This window comes from Allobosea sp. 10N428, from assembly GCF_056394545.1.
In genome coordinates, this window is sequence record NZ_JBFTIC010000006.1 from 343,564 (window position 1) to 367,084 (window position 23,521).

Annotated in this window: 19 protein-coding genes; 12 read left to right on the plus strand and 7 right to left on the minus strand. The window is 67.6% G+C overall.

From position 1 onward, the window contains the following. From AC1DDA_RS19960 to AC1DDA_RS19970, 3 genes are all read left to right on the plus strand, one after another. The gene (locus AC1DDA_RS19960; RefSeq protein WP_476797069.1) at positions 1 to 1,080 is read left to right on the plus strand and encodes a FecCD family ABC transporter permease; all 1,080 of its coding nucleotides are present in this window, start codon (positions 1 to 3) and stop codon (positions 1,078 to 1,080) included. Further along, a complete protein-coding gene (locus AC1DDA_RS19965) occupies positions 1,073 to 1,897 on the plus strand; it encodes a heme ABC transporter ATP-binding protein (protein ID WP_476779632.1) in 825 nt (274 codons plus the stop codon). The genes AC1DDA_RS19960 and AC1DDA_RS19965 overlap by 8 nt, the downstream gene beginning before the upstream one ends. Before the next feature lie 109 nt (positions 1,898 to 2,006). Further along, positions 2,007 to 2,519 carry a L,D-transpeptidase gene (locus AC1DDA_RS19970; RefSeq protein ID WP_476779633.1) on the plus strand — a complete coding sequence of 171 codons (513 nt, stop codon included), beginning with the start codon at positions 2,007 to 2,009 and terminating at the stop codon, positions 2,517 to 2,519. Positions 2,520 to 2,522: 3 nt separating this feature from the next. Here AC1DDA_RS19970 and AC1DDA_RS19975 read toward each other — a convergent pair whose 3' ends face one another. Beyond that, positions 2,523 to 3,470, minus strand: coding sequence for a 2-hydroxyacid dehydrogenase (locus AC1DDA_RS19975; RefSeq protein WP_476797070.1), 948 nt, complete (start codon positions 3,468 to 3,470; stop codon positions 2,523 to 2,525). A 238-nt stretch (positions 3,471 to 3,708) separates the two neighbouring features. On the opposite strand from AC1DDA_RS19975, the gene AC1DDA_RS19980 reads away from it, so the two are divergent. Continuing rightward, entirely contained in the window at positions 3,709 to 4,026 is a 318-nt protein-coding gene (locus AC1DDA_RS19980) for a DUF2853 family protein (RefSeq protein WP_476779635.1), read from the plus strand. An 86-nt stretch (positions 4,027 to 4,112) separates the two neighbouring features. Here AC1DDA_RS19980 and AC1DDA_RS19985 read toward each other — a convergent pair whose 3' ends face one another. Both AC1DDA_RS19985 and AC1DDA_RS19990 read right to left on the minus strand, forming a co-directional pair. Beyond that, entirely contained in the window at positions 4,113 to 5,417 is a 1,305-nt protein-coding gene (locus AC1DDA_RS19985; protein WP_476797071.1) for a class I SAM-dependent methyltransferase, read from the minus strand. Positions 5,418 to 5,503: 86 nt separating this feature from the next. Then, positions 5,504 to 5,725 (minus strand): DUF1674 domain-containing protein, encoded by a 222-nt coding sequence (locus tag AC1DDA_RS19990; protein WP_476797072.1) that lies wholly within the window; start codon positions 5,723 to 5,725, stop codon positions 5,504 to 5,506. A gap of 122 nt (positions 5,726 to 5,847) precedes the next feature. On the opposite strand from AC1DDA_RS19990, the gene htpX reads away from it, so the two are divergent. The 5 genes from htpX (at position 5,848) to AC1DDA_RS20015 (ending at position 12,923) form a co-directional block, all read left to right on the plus strand. After that, positions 5,848 to 6,777 carry a zinc metalloprotease HtpX gene (gene htpX, locus AC1DDA_RS19995; protein WP_476797073.1) on the plus strand — a complete coding sequence of 310 codons (930 nt, stop codon included), beginning with the start codon at positions 5,848 to 5,850 and terminating at the stop codon, positions 6,775 to 6,777. A 1-nt stretch (position 6,778) separates the two neighbouring features. Then, a complete protein-coding gene (locus AC1DDA_RS20000) occupies positions 6,779 to 8,143 on the plus strand; it encodes an RsmB/NOP family class I SAM-dependent RNA methyltransferase (protein WP_476797074.1) in 1,365 nt (454 codons plus the stop codon). Between the two features lie 120 nt (positions 8,144 to 8,263). Further along, positions 8,264 to 9,982 (plus strand): heparinase II/III family protein, encoded by a 1,719-nt coding sequence (locus AC1DDA_RS20005; protein WP_476797075.1) that lies wholly within the window; start codon positions 8,264 to 8,266, stop codon positions 9,980 to 9,982. Positions 9,983 to 10,076: 94 nt separating this feature from the next. Further along, positions 10,077 to 11,669 carry a bifunctional phosphoribosylaminoimidazolecarboxamide formyltransferase/IMP cyclohydrolase gene (gene purH, locus AC1DDA_RS20010; RefSeq protein WP_476797076.1) on the plus strand — a complete coding sequence of 531 codons (1,593 nt, stop codon included), beginning with the start codon at positions 10,077 to 10,079 and terminating at the stop codon, positions 11,667 to 11,669. Positions 11,670 to 11,744: 75 nt separating this feature from the next. Continuing rightward, positions 11,745 to 12,923 carry a low temperature requirement protein A gene (locus AC1DDA_RS20015; protein WP_476797077.1) on the plus strand — a complete coding sequence of 393 codons (1,179 nt, stop codon included), beginning with the start codon at positions 11,745 to 11,747 and terminating at the stop codon, positions 12,921 to 12,923. 79 nt (positions 12,924 to 13,002) lie between these two features. Here AC1DDA_RS20015 and AC1DDA_RS20020 read toward each other — a convergent pair whose 3' ends face one another. Further along, the gene (locus AC1DDA_RS20020) at positions 13,003 to 13,419 is read right to left on the minus strand and encodes an organic hydroperoxide resistance protein (RefSeq protein ID WP_476797078.1); all 417 of its coding nucleotides are present in this window, start codon (positions 13,417 to 13,419) and stop codon (positions 13,003 to 13,005) included. Between the two features lie 309 nt (positions 13,420 to 13,728). Between AC1DDA_RS20020 and AC1DDA_RS20025 the strand changes: the two genes are divergently transcribed. Then, the gene (locus AC1DDA_RS20025; protein ID WP_476797079.1) at positions 13,729 to 14,766 is read left to right on the plus strand and encodes an alpha/beta fold hydrolase; all 1,038 of its coding nucleotides are present in this window, start codon (positions 13,729 to 13,731) and stop codon (positions 14,764 to 14,766) included. Between the two features lie 403 nt (positions 14,767 to 15,169). Here AC1DDA_RS20025 and AC1DDA_RS20030 read toward each other — a convergent pair whose 3' ends face one another. Both AC1DDA_RS20030 and AC1DDA_RS20035 read right to left on the minus strand, forming a co-directional pair. Continuing rightward, positions 15,170 to 16,918, minus strand: coding sequence for a cytochrome c biogenesis protein DipZ (locus AC1DDA_RS20030; protein WP_476797080.1), 1,749 nt, complete (start codon positions 16,916 to 16,918; stop codon positions 15,170 to 15,172). A gap of 168 nt (positions 16,919 to 17,086) precedes the next feature. Further along, positions 17,087 to 17,857, minus strand: coding sequence for an alpha/beta fold hydrolase (locus tag AC1DDA_RS20035; protein ID WP_476797081.1), 771 nt, complete (start codon positions 17,855 to 17,857; stop codon positions 17,087 to 17,089). Between the two features lie 233 nt (positions 17,858 to 18,090). On the opposite strand from AC1DDA_RS20035, the gene AC1DDA_RS20040 reads away from it, so the two are divergent. Both AC1DDA_RS20040 and AC1DDA_RS20045 read left to right on the plus strand, forming a co-directional pair. Then, positions 18,091 to 18,831 carry a response regulator gene (locus AC1DDA_RS20040; protein WP_476797082.1) on the plus strand — a complete coding sequence of 247 codons (741 nt, stop codon included), beginning with the start codon at positions 18,091 to 18,093 and terminating at the stop codon, positions 18,829 to 18,831. Further along, positions 18,828 to 20,147, plus strand: a complete 1,320-nt coding sequence (locus AC1DDA_RS20045) for an ATP-binding protein (protein WP_476797083.1) — start codon at positions 18,828 to 18,830, stop codon at positions 20,145 to 20,147. Before AC1DDA_RS20040 ends, AC1DDA_RS20045 begins: the two co-directional genes overlap by 4 nt. Before the next feature lie 88 nt (positions 20,148 to 20,235). On the opposite strand, the gene AC1DDA_RS20050 is transcribed toward AC1DDA_RS20045, so the two are convergent. After that, positions 20,236 to 23,415, minus strand: coding sequence for an efflux RND transporter permease subunit (locus tag AC1DDA_RS20050; protein WP_476797084.1), 3,180 nt, complete (start codon positions 23,413 to 23,415; stop codon positions 20,236 to 20,238). Between the last annotated feature and the right edge of the window lie 106 nt (positions 23,416 to 23,521).

Here is a 23,521-nt window from a genome sequence, read left to right on the forward strand (position 1 = left end):
ATGGCTTCCGGCGCGCTGACGACGCTGATCGCCGGCCGGCGCCGCGCCGGCCTGCTGGCTGTCGTCGGGCTCTCCCTGGCCAGTCTGCTGATCGCCATCGTCGCCGTCGGCCAGGGTGCCATCTCCATTTCTCCGGGGCGCGTCGCCGAGATCCTGATGGCGAAGCTGACGGGCGAGGCCGCGCTGCTGGAAGGACGCGATGCGCTCGTCGTGCTCAACATCCGCCTGCCGCGCGTGTTGCTCGGCCTGCTCGTCGGCGCAGGACTCGCGGTTTCCGGCGCACTGATGCAGGGGCTGTTCCGCAATCCGCTGGCCGATCCCGGCCTCGTCGGCGTTTCCAGCGGCGCGGGCCTCGCCGCCGCCGCTACCATCGTCCTCGGTGACCGCTTCCTCGCGGGCACCATGATGAAGCTGCCCTTCGCCGCTCTGCCGATCGGAGCCTTCTGCGGCGGCCTCGTCTCGACGCTGGCGCTCTATCTCATCGCGACGCGCGGCGGCCGGACCTCGGTCGCCACGATGCTGCTGGCCGGCGTCGCGCTCGGTGCCATGGCGGGTGCGCTTACCGGACTGCTCTCCTTCATCTCGGATGACCGCCAGCTGCGCGATCTGACCTTCTGGTCGCTCGGCAGCCTCGGTGGCGCAAGCTGGACCAAGCTCTCTGTCGTCGCGCCGATCATTCTGCCGCTGCTCCTGTTGATGCCGTTGCTGGCGCGCGGATTGAACGGGCTCATGCTTGGCGAGGCCGAAGCCTACCATCTCGGCATCCCCGTCCAGCGCATCAAGGCGCTGGCCATCCTGCTGGTCGCGCTCGCCGTCGGCGCCAGCGTCGCCTCGGCTGGAATGGTCGGCTTCGTCGGCATCGTCGTGCCGCATTTGATCCGGCTCTGCGTCGGCCCGGACCACCGGCTGCTGCTGCCGCTTTCGGCGCTGGGCGGCGCGATGCTGCTCGTCGGAGCCGATATCGTCGCACGACTGATCGTCGCTCCGGCCGAGCTCCCGATCGGCATCGTCACCGCCACGATCGGCGCGCCCTTCTTCCTCTGGCTGCTGCTGCGGCGCTCGAGCGCTCTCGATGTCTGAAGCGACGCCCGTCCTCTCCGCCCATGGCGTCGGCTTCGCGGCAGGTGGCCGCCGGCTGGTCGCCGACGCCAGCCTCGAGCTCGCGGGCGGCACGACCACGATCCTGATCGGGCCGAACGGCGCGGGAAAATCGACCCTCCTGAAGCTCCTCACCGGCGAAGCGAAGCCCGCCGGCGGAGATGTCCGCATCGCCGGAGAGCCGCTCGCGGCGATCCCCCATTGGCGCCTCGCCTGCCAGCGCGCCGTCATGGCCCAGCATGCCCGCCTCGCTTTCCCCTTCAGCGTCTACGAGGTCGCAAGCCTTGGCGTCGACGGGATCGGCCGGGCGCTGACGCGCCAGCGCCGCGAGGCGATCGTCGCCGAGAGCCTTGCCGCCGCTGGGGTGATCGACCTCGCCGGCCGCCGCTATCAGACGCTCTCGGGCGGCGAGCAGCAGCGCGTGCAGTTCGCCCGCGTGCTCTGCCAGCTCGAGGCCGGCCGGAGCGTCGCCGAGAGGCAGGTGCTCTTCCTCGACGAGCCGATCGCCAGCCTCGATCTGTGCCACCAGCTGGCGCTGCTCGACATGGCGCGCGGCATTGCCTCCCGCGGCGTCGCCGTGCTGATCGTCCTGCACGACCTCAACCTCGCCGTGACCTATGCCGACCATCTGGTGGTGATGGATCAGGGGCAGATCATCGCGCAGGGCCCGCCGGCGCGCACGCTCGACGATGCCCTGCTGCGCCAGGTCTTCAAGGTCGACCTGACACTGAGCCGCGCGCCGGCGCCGGGGCTGCCCTTCCTGCTACCGCAGCAGCACCGCGCGCGCCCCGCCGTTTGAAGGGCGATTCACCAGCGCTTCATCCTGAATCCCGCTTCACCATATCGCTCAACCCATGCTTCACGACTGAGGCTTAAACCCCGTCCGCGTCCGAACGGGAGTTTCGACCATGGACCGACACCTCGCCGCCATCGGCCTCGCCGCTGCCTTGTTATTGCCGGCCCTGACCAGCGCCGAAGCGCGTGAGGTCATCGGGCTCAACGATGACCGCTTCGAGCCCGGCACCATCCTCATCCGCACCGGCGAGCGGAAGCTGTATTTCGTCGTCGCGCCCGGCACGGCGATCCGCTACACGATCGCGGTCGGCAAGGCCGGCAAGCAATGGCGCGGCGTCAAATATGTCGAGGAAATGCAGGTCGACCCGGCCTGGGCTCCGCCGGCCGAGGTCAAGCGCGACAATCCCCGCCTGCCAGACGTCATCCCCGGCGGCTCGCCGCGCAACCCGATGGGTGCGCGCGTCATCGGCCTCGGCCCTGGAGGGCAATACGCCATCCACGGCACGAACATGCCGAACACGATCGGCACTGCCGCCTCCTATGGCTGCTTCCGCATGCACAACCAGGACGTGATCGACCTCTACGCCCGCGTCCAGATGGGCACGCCCGTCGTCGTCATGCCCTGAGCGTCACGCCGCCACCGGCGAGAGCAGCGGACGCCCGGCGAAGAAGGCTTCGAGATTGCCGAGCATGACCTCCTGCTGTGCGTCTTGCGCGGTATCCGAGGCGGCCGCGATATGCGGCGTCAGCACGACATTGTCGAGCGCCTTCAGCCTGTCGGAGACATGGGGTTCGTTCTCGTAGACGTCGAGCCCCGCACCCGCGATCGCGCCGGTCTCCAGCGCTGCGCACAGCGCGTCCTCGTCGACCGCGATGCCGCGCGATATGTTGACGAGATGCCCGCGCGGCCCCAGCGCCTTCAGCATGGCGGCATCGATCGCATGGCGGTTCTCGGCGCTGGCACGCGCCGAAACCACCAGAAGATCGGCCCATTCGGCGAGACCGAGCAGGCTGTCATGGTAGAGATAGGGCGTATCGGCGCGGCGGCTGCGATTGTGATAGCCGATCTCCATGTCGAAGGCTTCGGCGCGCCGTGCGATGCGGCTGCCGATGGCGCCCAGCCCGTAGATGCCGAGCTTGCGCCCCGCCAGCCCCGGCACCGAGGCCATGCGCTGGACCGAATTGCCCTGCCAGCGCCCGGCCCGGACGAAGCGGTCGGCCTGTGGGATCTGCCGCGCCGTGGCAAGCAGCAGCCCCATGGCGAATTCCGCCACGCTGGCGGCATTGGCCGTCCCGGCATTGCCCAGCGCGATTCCGCGCGCCTTGGCATGCGCCCGATCGACGCCCTCGATGCCGGTCCCATAGCAGCAGATCAGCCTGAGCTTCGGCAAAGCGTCGATGAGCGCGGCATCGGTGCGGAGGCTTCCCATCGTGAGCAGCGCCTCAGCCTCCTCGGCGCCGGGCGGCAAGGCCTCCGGCGTCGAGCGCTCCATCGGCCCAAGCACGGTGAAGTTCTCCTTGAGCCGCGCGATCAGGGCCTCCGGCATGCGCGGCACCATCAGTATCGTCGGGTTCATGGCATTGCTCCAGCAGATGCTGCATCGCAGCACCGCGCCGCCGATCGCTCAACCCACATCGGCAAACGGCCCGCCATCCGCTCTGCGCATTCCGGGCTTCGACGAAAGACGCATCGAACCGCTCCAAAAGCCGGCAATCACGCGCTTTTTCCCCTCGCGGCCCGGAAGGAACCGCGTTAACCTCCGGCCGCGACACGCAACCGCCCGTGCCTCCCACGGGCCAGGAAGGGGCAACCAGATGGATCACCTCGCCGACGTGAAGAAGTTCGCCAAGAAGCCGCTGAACGATGCTGCCTTCGCCGGGATGTCGAAGGCCTATGCGCTCGTGATGAGCAAGCCGGACACCCGCTACGTTGCCTGCTCGGACCCGGCCGAGGTCGACCGCGTCCGCGAGAACTTCCTGAAGAAGAAGCTCGGCCTGAAGTCCGGCGATCTCGACGGTTCGATCAAGGCGGTTTGCGAGCACATGAAGGCGGACCGGACCAAATCCCGCCTGACCTTCTACTATCTGCTGGCCGAACACCACGGAAAGCTCGACCTCTTCATCAAGAAGTAGGTCATGGCCCAGCCCGGCCGGGCTTTCCCATCCGCAGATGCAGGGACGAACGGCATGGCCGGCAGCGGCGCCGGCCGGAGTCCCGTTCAGTCGCGATAAAGGTCTGCACGCGTCAGCGGCAGGCCGGACGGACCTTTGCGCCGCTTCGAGACCAGCGTCTGGTTGACCAGCGCACCGCCACGTTCAAAGGCCAGCGAGCAGCCCGCGAGATAAAGCAGCCACATCCGCGTCCGCTCCGGGCCGATCTCGACCTCGGCCTTCGCCTTGTTCGCCTCGAGCCTTTCCCACCATAGCCGCGTCGTGCGCTGGTAATGCTCGCGCCAGCCTTCGACATCGTGGATCTCGAAACCGTAGCGCTCGAGATTGGCGATCGACATACCCAAATGGTCGAGCTCGCCGCCGGGAAAGATGTAGCGCACCAGCGCTCGGTATTCCGCCGGCATCTTGTTGAAGGCCTTTTCCGTCTTCTTGGCCCGGCGCGAGATGCAGTGATGCAGATAGAGCCCGCGCGGCCGCAGCAGCCGGTTCACCGCCTGGAAATAGGACGGGTGGTTGCGAATGCCGACATGTTCGAACATGCCGATCGAGGAGATCTTGTCGAACTCCCCTTCCATCTGCGTGAAATCCTTGAGGTGGAGCGTGACCTTGCCCTGAAGCCCGAGCTTCTCGACCTTCTCGCGCGCCAGGGCGAGCTGTTCCTCGGCCAGCGTCACGCCATGGGCCTCAACGCCGTAATAGCGGGCCGCATGGCAGACCAGCGCGCCCCAGCCGCAGCCGATATCGAGGAAACGGTCTCCCGGCTTCAGGCGCAGCTTGCGACAGATCATGTCGAGCTTGTCGCGCTGGGCCCGTTCGAGGTCAGCGTGATCCTCGGTGAAATAGGCGCAGGTGTAGACCATCTCCTCGTCGAGGAAGAGCCGGTAGAAATCGTTCGAGACGTCGTAATGATAGGCGATGTTGGCCTTGTTGGTGGCCGGCGCGCCGTCACGCGCAATCTCGTCGCCCTTGCGGTGGCTGATGGCGGCCTCGGCCTTGCCGGGCGCGAAGATGAAGCGCCYGACAACGTCGAAGACCGCGCCCTTTGGGATGTTGCGTGCGAGCTTGCCGACCTTGCCGTCAGGCCGTGCCGCCGCGAGATCGAAGATCGAGCCGTTCCGGATCGAGATACGGTCTGTGATATGCAGATTGAGCAGCGTGTCGAGCTTGGGCTTGCGGATCAGCGCGGCCAGGACACCGGCATCGGCGATGGCGATGGCGAGCCCGTCGGAGGGCCAGGAGGCGGGCACCGAGCTGCCGTCCCAGAGCCGGAAGCCGAGCTTGAGGCCGAGCTTGTCATGCGCCTCACTCAGAAGGCGGCGCAGGGCCGCGAGGCGCTTGTCGTTGCTGTCCATGACCGAGAATCCGCTGCTTTCCGGCTGCTGTTTGGACGCAACGCCGCGGATTGGCAATGTTCCGCATATTCGGGTCCGATTGGCGCTCAGAAATCGCTGGCGATGCCCTTCACTTCCCAGTCGTCGTAGCGCACCGGCTCCAAGCCGCCACGCCCGTTGAGCTCGCGCTGTTTCGCGACCTCGGCCGCATGCGCATCGATAGCGGCCCGCCGGGCCGACGCCTCGGCCAGCGCGCGCTGCGCGGCTGGCGGCAGCTTCTTGCGCTCCGCAGCATCAGACGGCACGTCGTCTTCGACCTTCTCAGGCATTTTCGGCTCGTTTCCTAGCAGGGTTTCTCTTGCAGGATCGGGATCGCCCCCACCACATAGGGCACGAACCCGGCCTTCGCGAGGGCTTTCCGCCCCGCGGCGCTGCTGATGAAGGGGAAACGATGAACTACGTTCGCACCGGCATGTTGATGGCAGGCCTCACCGCGCTGTTCGGCGCGGTGGGCTATCTGCTCGGCGGCGGCGGCGGCATGCTGATGGCGCTCGGCTTCGCCGCCGTGACCAATCTCTTCAGCTACTGGAACTCCGACCGGCTGGCGCTTGCCGCACACAACGCCCAGGAGGTCGATGAGCGGACCGCGCCGGAGCTTTACGGCATGGTGCGCGATCTCGCGGCGCGCGCGAACATGCCGATGCCGCGCGTCTACCTGATCCAGGAAGACCAGCCCAACGCCTTTGCCACCGGCCGCAATCCGCAGAACGCGGCAGTGGCGGCGACGACAGGCATCCTGCGCACGCTGACCTATGAGGAATTGGCTGGGGTGATGGCGCATGAGCTGGCGCATATCAAGAATCACGACACGCTGACCATGACGATCACGGCGACCTTCGCGGGTGCGATCTCGTCGCTCGTCACTTTCGGCATGTTCTTCGGCTCGCGCGACAACCGCCCGAACTTCGTCGTCCAGATTCTGCTCTCGATCCTCGCGCCGATGGCGGCCGCCCTGATCCAGATGGCGATCTCGCGCTCGCGCGAATACGAGGCCGACAAGCTCGGCGGGCAGATCGTCGGCAATCCGGTCTGGCTCGCCGATGCCCTGGCCAAGATCGCGGCGGGCGTCCAGCACATTCCCAACGAGACAGCCGAGGCCAAGCCTGCTACGGCGCACATGTTCATCATCAATCCCTTGACCGGCGGCGGCATGGATAATCTGTTCTCGACCCATCCCGACACCGGCAACCGCATCGCGGCGCTGATGGAGCAGGCCCGCGCCATGGGCATCGGCCGCAGCACGGGCGGAGCGAGCTTCTCCGCCCAGGCCGACAACAGCCCCTGGGGCAACGCGCCCCGCCAGCCCGGGCCCTGGGGCTGAGATGGCCGAGCGCCCTTCCCCGAACCGCCCCGCACCGGAACCGGCAGAAGCAGGACGCAGCGATGCGCCCGGACTGCCGGCCCGCCGCTTCGCCGCCACCATCATCGATGAAGTCCTGCGCGCCCGCCTCGCCCTCGACGAGACCGTCGACCGGCTGCTGCCGGCCTCGGGGCTCGACGCAGCCGATGCCGGACTGGCGCGCGCCATTGCCGTCACCGCCTTTCGCCGCCTCGGCACGATCCAGCACGCCGTCGATGCGCGCCTCGAACGCGGCAGCCCGCGCAAATCCGGCCCGTTCGAGCCGATTGTGACGGCGGCGGTCGCGCAGATCCTTTTCCTCGACGTGCCCGACCACGCCGCCGTCGATCTCGCGATCCGCCATCTGCATGAGGACGCTCGTTCGGCGCGCTACGTCGCCCTCGGCAACGCGCTGCTGCGCCGCATCGTGCGCGAGCGGGACGCGATCCTGGCCGAGGCGCAGGCGGATGCCCTCCTCGACACGCCCGATTGGCTCGCCGAGAGCTGGAGCGAGACCTATGGCGAGGCAGCAGCTGCCGCGATCGCGGCGAGCCATCGCGAGGAACCGCCGCTCGATATCACCGTCAAAGCCGATCCCGCCCGCTGGGCCGAGGCGCTCGACGGCATCGCCCTGCCGACCGGCTCAGTCCGGCTGCGCGAGCGGCAGGCCATCGCCGGGCTGCCCGGCTACGATGAAGGCGAGTGGTGGGTGCAGGACGCCGCCGCCGCGCTGCCGGTGAGATTGCTGGCGCCGCAACCCGGCGAACGCATCGCCGATCTCTGCGCCGCGCCTGGTGGCAAGACTGCCCAGATCGCCGCCGCTGGCGCTGATGTGACGGCATTGGATCGCTCGGCGCCGCGCCTGCGTCGCCTGAAAGCCAATCTCGCCCGCCTCGGCCTGACGGCGGATGTCGTCACGGCCGATGCCGTAGTTTGGAAGGCCGAGCCCTTCGACGCCGTCCTGCTCGACGCGCCCTGCAGCGCGACCGGTACGATCCGCCGTCACCCGGACGTCGCCTGGACCAAGCTGCCGGAGGATCGCGACCGGCTCGCCAGCCTGCAGGCGCGCCTGCTTGATGCGGCCGCCGCCCTGACGAGACCCGGCGGACGGCTGATCTACTGCACCTGCTCGCTCGAAGCCGCGGAGGGCGAGGCGCAGATCGCCGCCTTCCTCGCGCGTCATCCCCAGTTTCGTCGCAAACCCGTCGAGGCAGCCGAAATCGGCGGTTTGGCTGAGGCGATCGACGCAAACGGCGATATCCGGACGCTGCCGCATCAGCTGAAGGGCGAATCCCCGCGCCTCTCCGGATGGGCGGGATTTTACGCAACCCGTCTGATCAGGCTATGACGGAGCAAGGATTCGCGCGCTGGGACGGCGCGGCTCCTCTGGTACTATTCGCGCGGCATCGGGCCGCGCCCGGGGACGGAGCATACGGGGGTTTTGAGCGGCTGGTCTGAGCGACGGGGATTGGCCCAGGCCGCGATCGGACGGGCGGCGCGGCGGACCCGTGGCCAGCTTATCGGCGCGACGCGCAAGCTCTGGCCCTTCGGGCGCAGCACCCCGACCCGTCTCCTCTTCGCACCGCATGATCTGCGCACTGCCGATCCGACGACGGCCGGCGACGTCTATGCCGGCTACTACAGCTTCGCCGGCCGCACGCTCCGCAGCCATGGCGAATCGCCCTTCGATGTCGAGCCGCCGAGCGAAGCCTGGGCCGAGGCTCTCTACGGTTTCGGCTGGCTGCGCCACATGCGTGCGGCCGACACTGCGATCGCCCGCGCCAATGCCCGCAGCCTCGTCGAGGATTTCATCGCCAGGCGCCGTGACCGGCACGATATCGCTCGCCGCCCGGCGGTGGCGGCCCGCCGGCTGATCGCAATCCTCTCCCACTCGCCGCTGCTGTTGGAGGGCGCCGATCACGCCTTCTACGAGCGCTTCCTGCGCCATGTCGCACGTCTGGCCGATCGGCTGAGCCTCGCGCTTGCCGGCGCTGTGGAAGGGGCCGACCGGCTGAACGCCCTGATCGCGGTCACCCTTGCCGGCATCTGCCTCGATGGACAGGACGCTCGCCGCCGCCGCGCCGAGACGATGCTCTCCGACGAGCTCGACGAGCAGATTCTGCCGGATGGCGGCCACCTCTCGCGCAATCCGCGCATGCTGGTCGAACTTCTCCTCGACCTGCTGCCGCTGCGGGAGACGTTCGCGGCGCGCGGGCTCGAACCGCCGCGCGGAGTGCTGACCGCGATCGAGCGGATGATGCCGCATTTGCGCCTGTTCCGGCACGGCGACGGTTCGCTCGCCCTGTTCAACGGCATGGGGACGACCGCGCCCGATCTGATGGCGACGCTCGCGGCCTATGACGACGCGCGCGGCCGCCCGACGGAGCATGCAGCCTATTCCGGCTATAGCCGCCTCTCCGCGGGCCGCAGCGTCGTGGTCGCCGATGCCGGCGTACCGCCGCACGGCGCCTATTCCATCGAGGCCCATGCCGGCTGCCTCGCCTTCGAATTCTCGAGCGGCGCACAGCGCATCATCGTCAATTGCGGCGCCAGCCGCTTCGGGCCGCCGGAGCTCCGGCTCGCGGCGCGCAGCACCGCAGCTCACTCCGCTCTCGTGCTCGACGATCGCTCCAGCGCGAATTTCGGCATGGTTCTCGGTGAGATGCGGATCGTCTCCGGGCCGCGCGATGTCCGCGTCGCCCGGCAGGACGGTGCCGATGGCCCCGAATGGGTCGCCAGCCACGATGGCTACCGCCGCAGCCTCGGCGCGGTCCACTCCCGCCGCCTCCTGCTCGCCCATGACGGCGCAACGCTTTCGGGTGAGGACGAAGTCGCGCTGGGCGGACCGCGCGAGGCGCTGCCGGCCGCAGCTCGCTTTCATCTCCACCCCAATATCCGCGCCAGCCTCGTCCGCGAGGGCAGCGGCGCGCTGCTCGCGCTCGCTTCCGGCGAGGTCTGGAGCTTCGAGGCCGGCGGATTGCCGATCGTGATCGAGGAGAGCCTCTTTCTCGCCGCCTCCGACGGGCGCCGCCGCACGGAGCAGCTCGTCGTCGCCTTCGATGCGGCCACGACGCCGCGCATCACCTGGCGCCTGAGCCGGATCAGCGCCGCCAATCCCCGTGCGGGCAAGACCGTGGCCGCGGCCATTGCCGAACGCGAAACCGCCGGGCCCGCCCCCGACGCGTGACGATTCTGCGACGCCAAACTTTGCCTTTCGCGCCGCAGCATGATAGCTCGCGCGCGACAGCCTTCCCTGCAATCCAAGCCGGACCAGAACCCCGATGCCGAATGAACTTCGCCGCGTCGAACGCGCTCTCCTTTCCGTTTCCGACAAGACGGGGCTGATCGACTTCGCGCGCGCCCTCCACAAGCTCGGCATCGCGCTGGTCTCGACCGGCGGCACCGCCAAGGCAATCGCCGAGGCCGGCCTGCCGGTCAGCGACGTCTCCGACCTCACGGGCTTTCCCGAGATGATGGATGGCCGCGTCAAGACGCTGCATCCGAAGGTCCATGGCGGCCTGCTCGCCATCCGCTCGCATCCCGAGCACCAGGCCTCGATGCTCGGCCACGGCATCCAGCCGATCGACCTGCTCGTCGTGAACCTCTACCCGTTCGAGGCGACGGTCGCGGCCGGCAAGGCCTATGATGACTGCATCGAGAACATCGATATCGGCGGCCCCGCGATGATCCGCGCCGCTGCCAAGAACCATCACGACGTCGCCGTCGTGGTCGAGCCGGCCGACTACCCCTCCGTCCTCGCCGACCTCGAGGCCCAGAAGGGCGCGACCACGCTGACGCTGCGCCGCAAGCTCGCCCAGAAGGCCTATGCCCGGACCGCGGCCTACGACGCCGCGATCTCGAACTGGTTCGCCAATGAGCTCGGCGACACCGCGCCGGCCTTCCGGGCGCTGGGCGGCGCGCTCGCCGAGACCATGCGTTACGGCGAGAACCCGCATCAATGGGCCGCCTTCTACCGTACGCCGGAGAACCGGCCGGGCGTCTCGACCGCCCGTCAGGTCCAGGGCAAGCAGCTCTCCTACAACAACATCAACGACACCGACGCCGCCTTCGAATGCGTCGCCGAGTTCGATCCGAAGGCCTCGGCCGCCTGCGTCATCGTCAAGCATGCCAACCCTTGCGGCGTCGCCGCCGGCGGCTCGCTGCTCGAAGCCTATGAGCGCGCGCTCGCCTGCGACCCGGTCTCGGCCTTCGGCGGCATCGTCGCGCTGAACCGCAAGCTCGACGCGGCCGCCGCCAAGAAGATCGTCGAGGTCTTCACCGAGGTGATCATCGCTCCGGATGCCGACGAGGAGGCGATCGCGATGATCGCCGCCAAGAAGAATCTGCGCCTGCTGCTCACCGGCGGTCTGCCGGATGTCCGCGCGCCCGGCCTTGCGCTGCGCACCGTCGCCGGCGGCTTCCTCGCCCAGTCGCGCGACAACGCCGTCGTCGACGACATGGTGCTCAGGGTCGTGACCAAGCGCCAGCCGAGCGAGCGCGAGCTCGCCGATCTGCGCTTCGCCTTCCGCGTCGCCAAGCACGTCAAGTCCAACGCCATCGTCTACGCCAAGAACTGTGCCACGGTCGGCATCGGCGCCGGCCAGATGAGCCGCGTCGATTCCTCGCGCATCGCCGCCTGGAAGGCGGCCGAGGCAGCGAAGGCGGCGGGTGTCGCGGAAAGCCTGGCCAAGGGCTCGGTCGTCGCCTCCGACGCCTTCTTCCCCTTCGCCGACGGCCTGCTCGCGGCGGCGGAAGCCGGGGCAACCGCGGTGATCCAGCCCGGCGGCTCGATGCGCGACGACGAGGTCATCAAGGCGGCCGACGAGGCCGGCCTCGCCATGGTCTTCACCGGACACCGCCACTTCCGCCATTGACGGCGGCGCGGCCCGCGGGACACCCTCGCTGACAGGCTGCGCGCGAAACCGCGCGGCGGAGGGCAAGGGGTCCGCATGGCGAAAGCTCAAAAGCCCGGCGCGCTGCTCAGGGAGCGCGTCGAACACCAGCATGCGAGGGTCAGCTATGTCGAGCTGTTCTTCGACCTGGTCTTCGTCTTCGCCATCACCCAGATCTCGCATACGCTGCTGGAGCATTTCAGCGCGCTCGAGCTCGCGCAGGCTGCCTTTCTGCTCGGCGCCGTCTGGTGGGTCTGGATCTATACGAGCTGGGTGACGAACTGGCTCGATCCCGAACAAGCGCCGGTCAGGCTCATGCTGTTCGTGCTGATGCTGCTTGGCCTCGTCCTGTCCTGCTCGGTGCCGGAAGCCTTCGGCTCGAACGGCCTCGCCTTTGCCGGCGCCTATGTCGCGATTCAGCTCGGGCGCTCGCTCTTCGCCATGGCGAGTCTGAGGGCCGCCTCTCCGGCGAATTATCGCAATTTCCAGCGCATCACGATCTGGCTCGCGGTCTCCGCCGTATTCTGGATCGCGGGTGGGCTGAGCGAGGGCAATCTGCGCTTCGGGCTCTGGATCGTCGCGCTCGGCATCGAATATGCCGGGCCGGCACTTGGCTTCAGCGTGGTCGGCCACGGCCGCTCGCAGACCACCGATTGGAATGTCGAGGGCGGTCACCTCGCCGAGCGTTGCGCGCTCTTCATCATCATCGCGCTCGGCGAATCCATCCTCATCACCGGCGCCACCGCAGCCAAACTACCGGTGACGGGCATCAACCTGACGGCCTTCCTGAATTCCTTCCTCAGCTCGGTCGCGATGTGGTGGATCTATTTCCACATCGGCGCCGAGCGCGGCAGCCAGCTCATCGCCCATGCCTCGGATCCCGGCCGGATCGCGCGCATCGCCTATACCTATCTGCATGTGCTGCTGGTCGCCGGCATCATCCTCGTCGCGGTCGGCGACGAGCTCGTGATCGCCCATCCGCTCGGCCACACCGATGCCAAGACGGCTATCGCCGTCGCTGCTGGTCCGGCCTTCTATTTGCTCGGCAATCTGCTGTTCAAACGGGTGACGGCCGGCTGGTTCCCCCTCTCCCATCTCGTCGGATTGGGCCTGCTCGCCCTGCTCACGCCCGCCTCGGCGGTGCTGCCGCCGCTTGCGTTCAGCCTGGCTGCCACCGCGGTCCTGATCGTCGTCGCCGGCTGGGAAGCGATCTCGCTGCGGCCGAAAGAGGTTTGAGCCCCGCGGACGATCAACTGCACGAGATCGTCGAGCGGATACGAGGCCAGCCGGACGCCGGCCTCGTCGCGATCAACGATCAGACGAGCCTCAGCTCGACATCGATGTTGCCGCGGGTGGCCTTCGAATAGGGGCAGGTCTGGTGCGCCTCCTCAACGAGTTCGCGTGCCAGCTCCGGAGCAAGACCCGGCAAGCTGACGTTCAGCCGTGCCTGCAGGAAATAGGCGCCGTCCGTCGTGCCAAGGTCGACCTCAGCATCGACGGCGAGATCGGGCGGCAGGGCGAGCTTGCGCTTGCCCGCGGCAAGGCCGATCGCGCCGATGAAGCAGGCCGACCAGCCGGCGGCGAAGAGCTGCTCGGGATTCGTACCCGCACCCGCGCTGCCCGGAGGCGACAGCCTGATGTCGAGCCGGCCGTCGGAGCTGCGCGAGGCGCCGTCGCGCCCGCCGGTGGTGCGAGTCTTGCCGGTATAGAGAACCTTCTCGATCCTGGTCATGGAACTCTCCATCTGATGCCGCTCCTATCGGCGGCTGGCGACGGGGGTTTCTCAAGCCGACATGTCCGGTTTGTTTGCGGATCGGAGCAATCTGCAAGGAAACGTCGGCCTTCGCCGCTGCGATACATTGCGGTACGATGATCTCCCGGCAGCGCCTGCCGGCCGCCCCGGACGGCGGGCGGTTTGTATCCGTTCGTATCGGAGCCGCCCGATCCTACGCAGGCTTGCAAATCCGACGCTGGCGGACATGGCGCGGATACAGCGGACAGGCTCACTCCCCTTGCTTTCAACGCAATCAGGAACAGAACCATGTCGGAACAGATCGACCAGCCACGCCGCGGCCTCCTGAGCACCCTGGCGCTGGGCGCCGCCTTCGCGCAATTCGGCGGGATCAGCGGAGCCGCCGCTCAGACCCGCGCGCCCTCGCCCGCCGGACAGAGCGGCCACACCTCCTTCGCTGCCTTGAAGCAGATCGATGCGGGGGTCCTGAATGTCGGCTATGCCGAAGACGGACCGGCAGATGGCCCGCCGGTGCTGCTGCTGCACGGCTGGCCCTACGACATTCATAGCTATGTCGATGTCGCGCCGATCCTCGCCAAGGCCGGATACCGCGTGATCGTGCCCCATCTGCGCGGCTATGGCAGCACCCGCTTCCTCTCGGCACAGACCCCGCGCAACGGCCAGCCGGCAGCGCTCGCGGTCGACATCGTCGCGCTGATGGACGCGCTGAAGATCGAGAAGGCCGTGATCGCCGGCTATGACTGGGGCGCGCGCAGCGCCGACATCATCGCCGCGCTCTGGCCCGAGCGCTGCAAGGCGATGGTCTCGGTCAGCGGCTACCTCATCGGCAGCCAGGAGGGGAACAAGGCGCCGCTGCCGCCCAAGGCCGAATTGCAGTGGTGGTACCAGTACTATTTCGCCACCGAGCGCGGCGCGGCCGGCTATGCCAAGTACACCCACGACTTCGCCCGGCTGATTTGGGAGCTCGCCTCGCCGCAGTGGAAGTTCGACGACGCCACCTTCGCGCGCTCGGCAACGGCCCTCGACAACCCCGACCATGTCGCGATCTCCATTCACAACTACCGCTGGCGGCTCGGACTGGCGCAGGGCGAGCCGCAGTTCGACGCTATCGAGAACAAGCTCGCAACCTTCCCGGCGATCGGCGTGCCGACCATCACCATCGAGGGCGATGCCAACGGCGCGCCGCATCCGGAGCCGGCGGCCTATGCCAAGCGCTTCACCGGCAAGTACGAGCACCGGCTGTTCAAGGGCGGCATCGGCCACAATCCGCCACAGGAGGCGCCGGAGGAATTCGCCCGCGCGGTGATCGACGCGGACAAACTCTGAGGGGCCCCGGGAGGCATCGAATGCCGCCCGGGCTTGCCTCGTCCCGCTCCAGCTTCTCTTGCCGAAGCGGCCCCGTCCGGGGCCGCTTTTCGTTCGTGGGATCACACCCGTCGGCCCGGCAAAGCACCTGCCAGAGCCATGACCTCTGCCTCGTCGTCTCGCGAAGACAACCCAAGCCGGGCATATGAGATGCGCAAGGACGAAGGCCGGTGCCGGCGCTTGGGGAGGGATGCCGATCGGATGGGACCTGTTGTCCGAAACGACGTCGCCCTGAGCGAGAAGCGACCCTGCGGACGTGCTCTTGAAACGAGACCCGCACATGAAAATGCCCATGGGCGCCAAGCGCGCCCATGGGCTTCCTTGCGTGGGTCCCGCCTTGCGGCTGGACCCACTCTCTTCGCTCTCAGCCGAAAGTGAAGGCGTAGGCGTCCACGCCAGCGTCGAGGAAGCGGATCTCGAAGGTCCGTTCACGCACCTCGCCGGCCTGGCGGACGAGCTGGTAGAGCCGGGTTTCCGAGACCGTGCCATTGCCCTCCGTATCGATATCGGCGCCATGGTCGGCGCCGGGCGCGACCCCGTCGATCGTGACCTTGAACCGCACCGGGTTGCCACCGGGTCCGGGCCCGAGCACGAGATGCAGGTCGCGGGCACTGAAGCGATAGGCAATGCCGCCGCCCGCCCGTGCGAGTCCCGCGCTGTCGCCGCCGATCGTCCAGTTGCCGGTAAGACCCCATTGGTTGAGCCTGAGCTTCCTGACGCTGTAATCCTGCGGCCGATCGCTGGCGACGCCCTCCGGTGACACGAAGCCGTTGGCCTTGTGATAACCCAGATAGTTCTCGCCCGAGCGGATATTCGCGAGATCGGCAGGGGCCTGGGCGCCGGGCGCCTGCGGTGTCGTGAGCGCTGCCTCCGCCTTGCGATGGCCGGCGGCCTCGGCAAGGAGATCCTGAATGACCCGCTCCGAGTGCGCCTCCCCGCCCTCGCCGAACTGGCTGTAGCGGATGCGGCCCTGCGCATCGATGAAGTACAGCGCCGGCCAGTAGCTGTTGCGGAAGGCGCGCCAGATCCGGAAGTCGTTATCGACCGCGACGGGATGGACGATGCCGAAGCGGGCGATCGCCTGCCGGATGTTCTCGACCTTCTTCTCGAAGGCGAATTCCGGCGTGTGCACGCCGACCACGACGAGCCCCTGATCCTTGTACTTCTCCGCCCAGGCCCGGACATACGGCAGGGTGCGGATGCAGTTGATGCAGGAATAGGTCCAGAAATTGACGAGAACGACCTTGCCGCTCAGTTGCTCGGCGTTCAGCGGGCCAGAGTTGAGCCAGCCGGTCGCGCCGTCGAAGCCGGGAGCTGCGCCGTAATCCGGCAGGTTGCTGCGGTAGGGCTGAACGGCGTTCTCAGTCGCGCGAGGCTGACCTGCCTCGGCCGGGCGCGGGCCGAGCGCATCCAGCAGGCTTTGCTCGACGCCGACCGTGCCGGCAAAGGAGAGCCGGGTCAGGACGCCGGTATCGAGGCCGAGGCCAATCGCCAGCACGCTCCCGAGAACCGCTACGCCGATGCCCTGCCGAACCCGCTCGCCAACCCCGAGCAAACGCTTCATCGCGGCAAGAACCTGCCCCCCGGCCCGCAGGGCCAGAGCGAGAGAAGTTGCAGCGCCCGCGGCATAGGCAGCCAGCAGCAAGACCGTTTCGGATGACGCTCCGTGCAGCGCGGCGCCGGTCAGCACGAGGCCCAGGATCGGGCCCGCGCAGGGCGCCCAGAGCAAGCCGGTTGCGACCCCCAGCAGAAGCGAGCCGCCAACGGAGCGTGTGTCGCCTTCGCTGCTCCCGGAAAGCCGTTCGCCGAGCGCGACGATGGGGCGGGCGAAGATCGCCGCCGCGCGCTGCGAGATGAGCGTGACGCCAAAGAGAGCCAGCAGCGCAAGCGCCGCATAGCGCCCGATTTCGTTCGCCTGTACCGCCCAGCTTCCTCCGATGGCGGCGAGGCTGGCGACGGCCGCAAAAGTCAGCGCCATGCCGGTCAGCATCGGCAGGCCACTGCGGCGGAAAGGCTGCCCGGCCTGCGAGAAGACGAAGGGCAGGATGGGAAGGATGCAGGGGCTGAGGATCGTCAGCACGCCGGCGAGATAGGAGATGACGAACAAGGTCATGGCTGGTCCTCTCGGGGGGCGGCGGAGACGCTTGGCTTGAAACCTCCGCCGGATACCCGGCACTCAACCCTTGCGACGTATCTCCGATGTTTCCCCGAAAGGCCGATCTGTAACGCTCTGTAGCAATAGTGCCGGGCGGGCGATCATGGGGCCGCCCGGGCAATGCGACTATCGGGAGACCGCGCCCGCCGCCTGGGCGATCAGCTCCGCGACCTCGGCCGGCTTCGAGGCGTAAACGGCGTGGCTCGCCGCGACCTCCCGTACCGCGCTGCCAGCGCGCTTGGCCATGTCACGTTCGAGCGCTGGATTGATCGAACGGTCGTCGCTCGCGACCAGTGCCCAGCTCGGCTTGCTCTTCCAGGCCGGCTCCCCGGCTTCCGCCGTGAACGCAGCCTGCGCGGCGAAGACCTGCGAGCGCGCGAGGAACGCGGCTTCCGCATTGGGCAGATCGGCCGCGAAGGCGGCCGCAAAGCGCTTCGGATCGAGATAGAGATAACCGTCCTGCGTAGCCTTGATCGCATCGGCGGGGGCGTTCGGAACCGGCTTGCTGCCGGCGAGCTTCGTTAGGCTCTCGCCCTTCTCGGGCTGGAAGGCGGCGACATAGACCAGCCCGGCGACCTTGGGGTCATTGCCGGCATCGCTGATGACCATGCCGCCATAGCTGTGCCCGACCAGGACCGCCGGACCATCCTGCAGCGCCAGCGCGCGCTTGGCGGCGGCCACGTCGTCCTGAAGCGAGGTCAGCGGCTCCTGCACGATGGTGACATTGTAGCCCTTCGCGACCAGCCGGTCCGAAACCTTGCGCCAGCCGGAACCGTCGGCGAAAGCGCCGTGGACAATGACGATGTTGCGGATTTCCGCCGCTTCGACGGCGGAACATGTGCCGGCAATCGGCAACATGAGGCCGCCGATGATGGCCGAGATGAAACGCTTACGCATTGAAGCTTCCTTCCTGCTCGTTTGAGGACGATTGATACAGGCAGGCCGAACCGGGCGGCTGCGTGCTCGCAGGCACCCTGCCCAAACGAAGCGAAGGCTTCGACGGGAATATTGTCCGCGTCCGTATCGGGCCAGAGAGCCGATACACGCGCTTACAAATCTCCCGCAGAAGGCTCGGGCAAACCGCCGGGGCTCTGCTATTTCTACCACGACGGAAGCGGAAAGCCTTGCCGATGGACCATATCGACCACGTGCTCGTCGTCGACGACGACCGGGAAATCCGGGACCTCGTCTCGAGCTATCTGAAGAAGAACGGCCTGCGCGTCACCACCGCCGCGGATGGCAGGCAAATGCGCGCCTATCTCGAAGCCGACCGGGTCGACCTCATCGTCCTCGACCTGATGATGCCGGGGGACGACGGGCTCGTGCTCTGCCGCGAGCTCAGGGCGGGCAAGCACAAGGCGACGCCGATCCTGATGCTGACCGCGCGCAGCGACGACACCGACCGGATCGTCGGGCTGGAAATGGGCGCCGACGATTATCTGGCGAAGCCCTTCGTCGCGCGCGAGCTGCTGGCGCGGATCAAGGCCATCTTACGCCGCACGCGCATGCTGCCGCCCAATCTGCAGGTGACGGAAGCCGGCCAGCTCATCGCCTTCGGCGACTGGCAGCTCGACACGACCGCCCGCCACCTCCTCGACAAGGAAGGCACGGCCATCGCGCTGAGCGGCGCCGAATACCGCCTGCTGCGGGTCTTCCTCGACCATCCGCAGCGCGTCCTCTCGCGCGACCAGCTCCTCAACCTCACCCAGGGCCGCGAGTCCGAGCTGTTCGATCGCTCGATCGACCTACTCGTCAGCCGTGTCAGGCAGCGGCTGCGCGATGATGCGCGAGAGCCCGCCTATATCAAGACCGTGCGCAGCGAGGGCTATGTCCTCGCCATGCCGGTCGAGATCGTCACGGCCCGGCAATGAGCGTCGCCACCCGCATCGGTGGGTTCCTGCACCTGCCACGCACGCTGCGCTGGCGGCTCTTCCTCATCCTCTTCGCCGGCCTCGCCGTCGCGCATGCCCTGTCGTTCAGCTTGCAGTTCTACGAACGCACCATGAGCGCCAAGGCGACGATGTACACGACGCTGGAGAACGACGTCGCGACCTCGATCGCCCTGCTCGACCGCCTGCCACCGGAGGAGCGCCCGCAATGGCTCGGCCTCTTGGCGCGCCGCACCTATCGCTACGAGCTCGGGCCGGGCATGCCGGGGGTCCCCGAATTGAGCCGACGCGCAGCGGAAGTCGCTGAGACCATCAACGTCGCCGCAGGCAAGCGCTTCCCGGTCAGTGTCGAGAGCATTCCCGGCGAGCGCGAGCACCTTCAGGCCCATGTTACGCTGAGCGACGGCTCGCTGGTGACGATCGACATGCTGCCCGCGCTGATGCCGCTCGCGAGCTGGCTGCCCTATGTGCTCGTCGCCCAGCTTATCCTGCTCGTGCTCTGCACCTGGTTTGCCGTCCGGCTGGCGATTCGGCCCCTGTTGCGGCTCGCCAATGCGGCCGAGACACTCGACCCCAACCGCAAGGCGGAAAGGCTCGACGAGCACGGCCCGGCCGAGGTCGCCTATGCGGCCACTGCCTTCAACGCCATGCGGGACCGGATCGCGCACTACTTGCAGGAGCGGGTGCAGATCCTCGCCGCGATATCGCACGATCTGCAGACGCCGATCACGCGGATGAAACTGCGCGCCGAGATGGCGGAGGATGGGCCGGAGAAGGACAAGCTCGTCAACGACCTCTCCGAGATCGAGCGGCTCGTGCGCGAAGGCGTCGCCTATGCGAGGAGCGCGCAGGGCGATGCCGAGAAGCCGGCGCGCATCGATCTCGGCTCATTCGTCGAGAGCCTCGCCTTCGACTATCAGGACACCGGCAAGGCGGTCACGACGCCGAGCGCAATCGACGCCGTCGCCGTGACGCGCCCGCACGCGCTCCGGCGCATCCTGACCAATCTGATCGACAATGCCTTGAAATTCGCCGGCGCCGCAGAAATCCAGCTTGAGAAGGCGCCCGACGGAAAGCTGCGAATCCTCGTCCTCGATCGCGGCCCCGGCATTCCGGCCGACCAACTCGATGCGGTCCTGCAGCCGTTCTACCGGCTCGAACAATCCCGCAACCGAGGCACCGGCGGCACGGGCCTCGGCCTTGCCATCGCCCAGCAACTTGCCACGGCGATCGGCGGGAAACTGACGCTTGCCAACCGGCCGGGCGGCGGCCTGATCGCCGAAGTCACGCTGAGCTGAATCCACCGCCGAACGACCCACGGCCGAGACAAAAAAATACCCGGCGCGCAGGTTCTGCGCGCCGGGTATCGCAAATGGGCTTGCCTCGTCACTCCGCAGCTTGGAGCACCGGCGCCTCGACATCGTGCCGGGCGAGCGGGCGGTTGCGCGCCAGCTTGCGCATCAGCACATAGAAGACCGGCGTCAGGAAGATGCCGAAGGCGGTGACGCCGATCATGCCGGAGAAGACCGCGATGCCCATCGCCTGGCGCATCTCGGCACCCGCGCCGGTCGAGGTGACCAGCGGCACCACGCCCATGATGAAGGCGAGCGAGGTCATCAGGATCGGCCTGAGCCTGAGTCGGCTCGCTTCGATCGCAGCCTCGACCGGCGTCCTGCCCTCGAATTCCAGCTCGCGCGCGAATTCGACGATCAGGATGGCGTTCTTGGCCGATAGTCCCACCAGCACGACGAGGCCGATCTGGGTGAAGACGTTGTTGTCGCCGCCCGAGAGCCAGACGCCGGTCAGGGCCGCAAGCAGGCCCATCGGGATGATCAGCAGGATCGCGATCGGCAGCGTCAGGCTCTCATACTGCGCCGCCAGCACCAGCAGGACGAGCAAGATCGCGACCGGAAAGACGATCACCGCCGAATTGCCTGCCAGGATCTCCTGATAGGTCAGCTCGGTCCATTCGAAGGCGAAGCCTTTGGGCAGGGTTTCAGCCGCGATCCGCTCCACCGCCGCCTGCGCCTGTCCCGACGAGAAGCCCGGCGCCGCGCCCGCATTGATGTCGGCCGAGAGGAAGCCGTTATAGCGCATCGCGCGTTCGGGGCCTGAATCGGAGCGAACGTTCAGGACCGCGCTGAGCGGGATCATCTCGCCCGCGGTGGAGCGCACCTTGAGCTGGCCGATATGCTCGGGCTGGGCCCGGAAGGGCGCGTCGGCCTGGACGCGCACGGTGTAGGTGCGGCCGAAGCGGTTGAAGTCGTTGACATAGGTCGAGCCGAGATAGGTCTGCAGCGTATCGAAGACCTCCGTCACGGGTACGCCGAGCTGGCGGGCCTTGGTGCGGTCGATATCGGCATAGAGCTGCGGGACATTGACCTGAAAGCTCGAGAACATGCCGGCGATCTCCGGCGCCTGCGCGGCCTTGCCCATGAAGGCCTTGGTCGCTTCGTCCAGCGCCGCATAGCCGAGGCCGGCGCGATCCTCGATCTGCAGCTTGAAGCCGCCGATCGTGCCGAGACCCTGCACGGGCGGCGGCGGGAACATCGCGATGAAGGCCTCCTTGATGCCGCCGAACTCCTTGTTGAGCTGCATGGCGATGGCGTTGCCGCTGAGCGAGGGATCCTTGCGCTGGTCGAAGGGCTTCAGGCCGACGAAGACGATGCCGGAATTGGAGGAGTTGGTGAAGCCGTTGATCGAGAGGCCGGGGAAGGAGATCGCGTTCTCGACGCCGGGATGCTTCAGCGCAATCTCGTCCATGCGGCGGATGACATCCTCCGTCCGGTCGAGGGTCGCCGCGTCCGGAAGCTGTGCGAAGCCGACGAGATACTGCTTGTCCTGGCCCGGCACGAAGCCTGACGGCACCGCCTTGAACAGCACGCCGGTAAGGCCGAGGAGCACGACATAGACCGCGAGCATCACCGCGCGATGCGAGATCACCCGGCGCACGCCGCCGCCATAGGCCTCCGACGAGCGGTTGAAGAAGCGGTTGAAGGCGCGGAAGAACCAGCCGAACAGCTTGTCCATGGCCCGCGTCAGCGCATCCTTGGGGGCGTGGTGGCCCTTGAGCAGCAGAGCGGCGAGAGCCGGCGACAGCGTCAGCGAGTTGATCGCCGAGATCACCGTCGAGATCGCGATGGTCAGCGCGAACTGGCGGTAGAATTGGCCGGTCAGGCCGGAAATGAAGGCGAGCGGCACGAAGACCGCGACCAGCACCAGCGCAATCGCAATGATCGGGCCGGAGACCTCGCGCATCGCCTTGTAGGTGGCTTCGCGCGGCGAGAGGCCATTCTCGATATTGCGTTCGACGTTCTCGACCACGACGATGGCGTCGTCGACGACGATGCCGATGGCGAGGACGAGCCCGAACAGGCTGAGCGCATTGATCGAGAAGCCGAGGATGTACATCACCGCGAAGGTGCCGACGACCGAGATCGGCACGGCGACGAGCGGGATGATCGAGGCCCGCCAGGTCTGCAGGAAGACGATGACGACGAGCACGACCAGCGCCACCGCTTCCAGCAGCGTGGAGATGACCGCCTTGATCGAGGCGCGGACGAACTGGGTGGTGTCGTAGACGATCGAGTAGTCGACGCCCTCCGGCATGTTCTGCTTGATCTCGCGCATCGTCTCCTGGACGCGGTCGGCTATCGCGATGGCGTTCGAGCCCGGCGCCTGGAAGACGGGGACGGCGACGGCCGACTTGCCGTTGAGCAGCGAACGCAGCGCATAGTCCGCGGCGCCGAGCTCGATGCGGGCGATGTCCCGCAGGCGCACGACCGCGCCGTCAGTGCCGGTCTTGACGATGATGTCGCCGAACTGCTCCTCGTTCTGGAGGCGGCCCTGCGCGTTGACCGAGAGCTRCAGGTCGAGACCCGGCGCATTCGGCGAGGCGCCGATGACGCCTGCCGCCGCCTGGACGTTCTGGGCGCGGATCTCGCGCACGACGTCGCCGGGCGAGAGCCCGTGCTCGGCGACCTTCTGCGGATCGAGCCAGACGCGCATCGAATAGTCGCCCGAGCCGAAGAGCTGGACCTGGCCGACGCCGTCGATGCGGGCGAGCCGGTCCTTGACGTTCAGCACCGCGTAGTTGCGCAGATAGGTCATGTCGTAGCGGCCGTTCGGCGAGGTGATGTGCACCACCATCGTCAGGTCGGGCGAGCTCTTGACCGTGGTGACGCCGAGCCGGCGCACCTCCTCGGGCAGGCGCGGTTCGGCCTGGCTGACCCGGTTCTGCACGAGCTGCTGGGCCTTGTCCGGGTCGGTGCCAAGGCGGAAGGTGACGTTCAGCGTCATCACGCCGTCGGTCGTCGCCTGGCTCGACATGTAAAGCATGCCCTCGACGCCGTTGATCTGCTCCTCGATCGGCGTCGCCACCGTCTCGGCGATCACGCGCGGGCTCGCGCCGGGATATTGCGCCCGCACGACGACCGTCGGCGGGACGACCTCGGGATACTCGGAGATCGGCAGGGCCCTGATTGAGAGCAGTCCGGCCAAGAAGATCAGAACGGAAAGGACCGCCGCGAAGATCGGCCGGTCGATGAAGAATTTGGAGAGGTTCATGGGGCGCCCCTTCGGAGCGGATATTGTGTTGGGAAAGCACCGTCATGCTCGGGCTTGACCCGAGCATCTCCTGCCGCAAGAGGCTCCTTCAGCCTCCTGCTGCCTG

Coding starts and splice junctions, on each gene's coding strand:
- AC1DDA_RS19960 (WP_476797069.1), top strand. CDS start 1: ATGGCTTCCGGCGCGCTGACGACGCTGATCGCCGGCCGGCGCCGCGCC.
- AC1DDA_RS19965 (WP_476779632.1), top strand. CDS start 1,073: ATGTCTGAAGCGACGCCCGTCCTCTCCGCCCATGGCGTCGGCTTCGCG.
- AC1DDA_RS19970 (WP_476779633.1), top strand. CDS start 2,007: ATGGACCGACACCTCGCCGCCATCGGCCTCGCCGCTGCCTTGTTATTG.
- AC1DDA_RS19975 (WP_476797070.1), bottom strand. CDS start 3,470: ATGAACCCGACGATACTGATGGTGCCGCGCATGCCGGAGGCCCTGATC.
- AC1DDA_RS19980 (WP_476779635.1), top strand. CDS start 3,709: ATGGATCACCTCGCCGACGTGAAGAAGTTCGCCAAGAAGCCGCTGAAC.
- AC1DDA_RS19990 (WP_476797072.1), bottom strand. CDS start 5,725: ATGCCTGAGAAGGTCGAAGACGACGTGCCGTCTGATGCTGCGGAGCGC.
- htpX (WP_476797073.1), top strand. CDS start 5,848: ATGAACTACGTTCGCACCGGCATGTTGATGGCAGGCCTCACCGCGCTG.
- AC1DDA_RS20000 (WP_476797074.1), top strand. CDS start 6,779: ATGGCCGAGCGCCCTTCCCCGAACCGCCCCGCACCGGAACCGGCAGAA.
- purH (WP_476797076.1), top strand. CDS start 10,077: ATGCCGAATGAACTTCGCCGCGTCGAACGCGCTCTCCTTTCCGTTTCC.
- AC1DDA_RS20015 (WP_476797077.1), top strand. CDS start 11,745: ATGGCGAAAGCTCAAAAGCCCGGCGCGCTGCTCAGGGAGCGCGTCGAA.
- AC1DDA_RS20020 (WP_476797078.1), bottom strand. CDS start 13,419: ATGACCAGGATCGAGAAGGTTCTCTATACCGGCAAGACTCGCACCACC.
- AC1DDA_RS20025 (WP_476797079.1), top strand. CDS start 13,729: ATGTCGGAACAGATCGACCAGCCACGCCGCGGCCTCCTGAGCACCCTG.
- AC1DDA_RS20030 (WP_476797080.1), bottom strand. CDS start 16,918: ATGACCTTGTTCGTCATCTCCTATCTCGCCGGCGTGCTGACGATCCTC.
- AC1DDA_RS20035 (WP_476797081.1), bottom strand. CDS start 17,857: ATGCGTAAGCGTTTCATCTCGGCCATCATCGGCGGCCTCATGTTGCCG.
- AC1DDA_RS20040 (WP_476797082.1), top strand. CDS start 18,091: ATGGACCATATCGACCACGTGCTCGTCGTCGACGACGACCGGGAAATC.
- AC1DDA_RS20045 (WP_476797083.1), top strand. CDS start 18,828: ATGAGCGTCGCCACCCGCATCGGTGGGTTCCTGCACCTGCCACGCACG.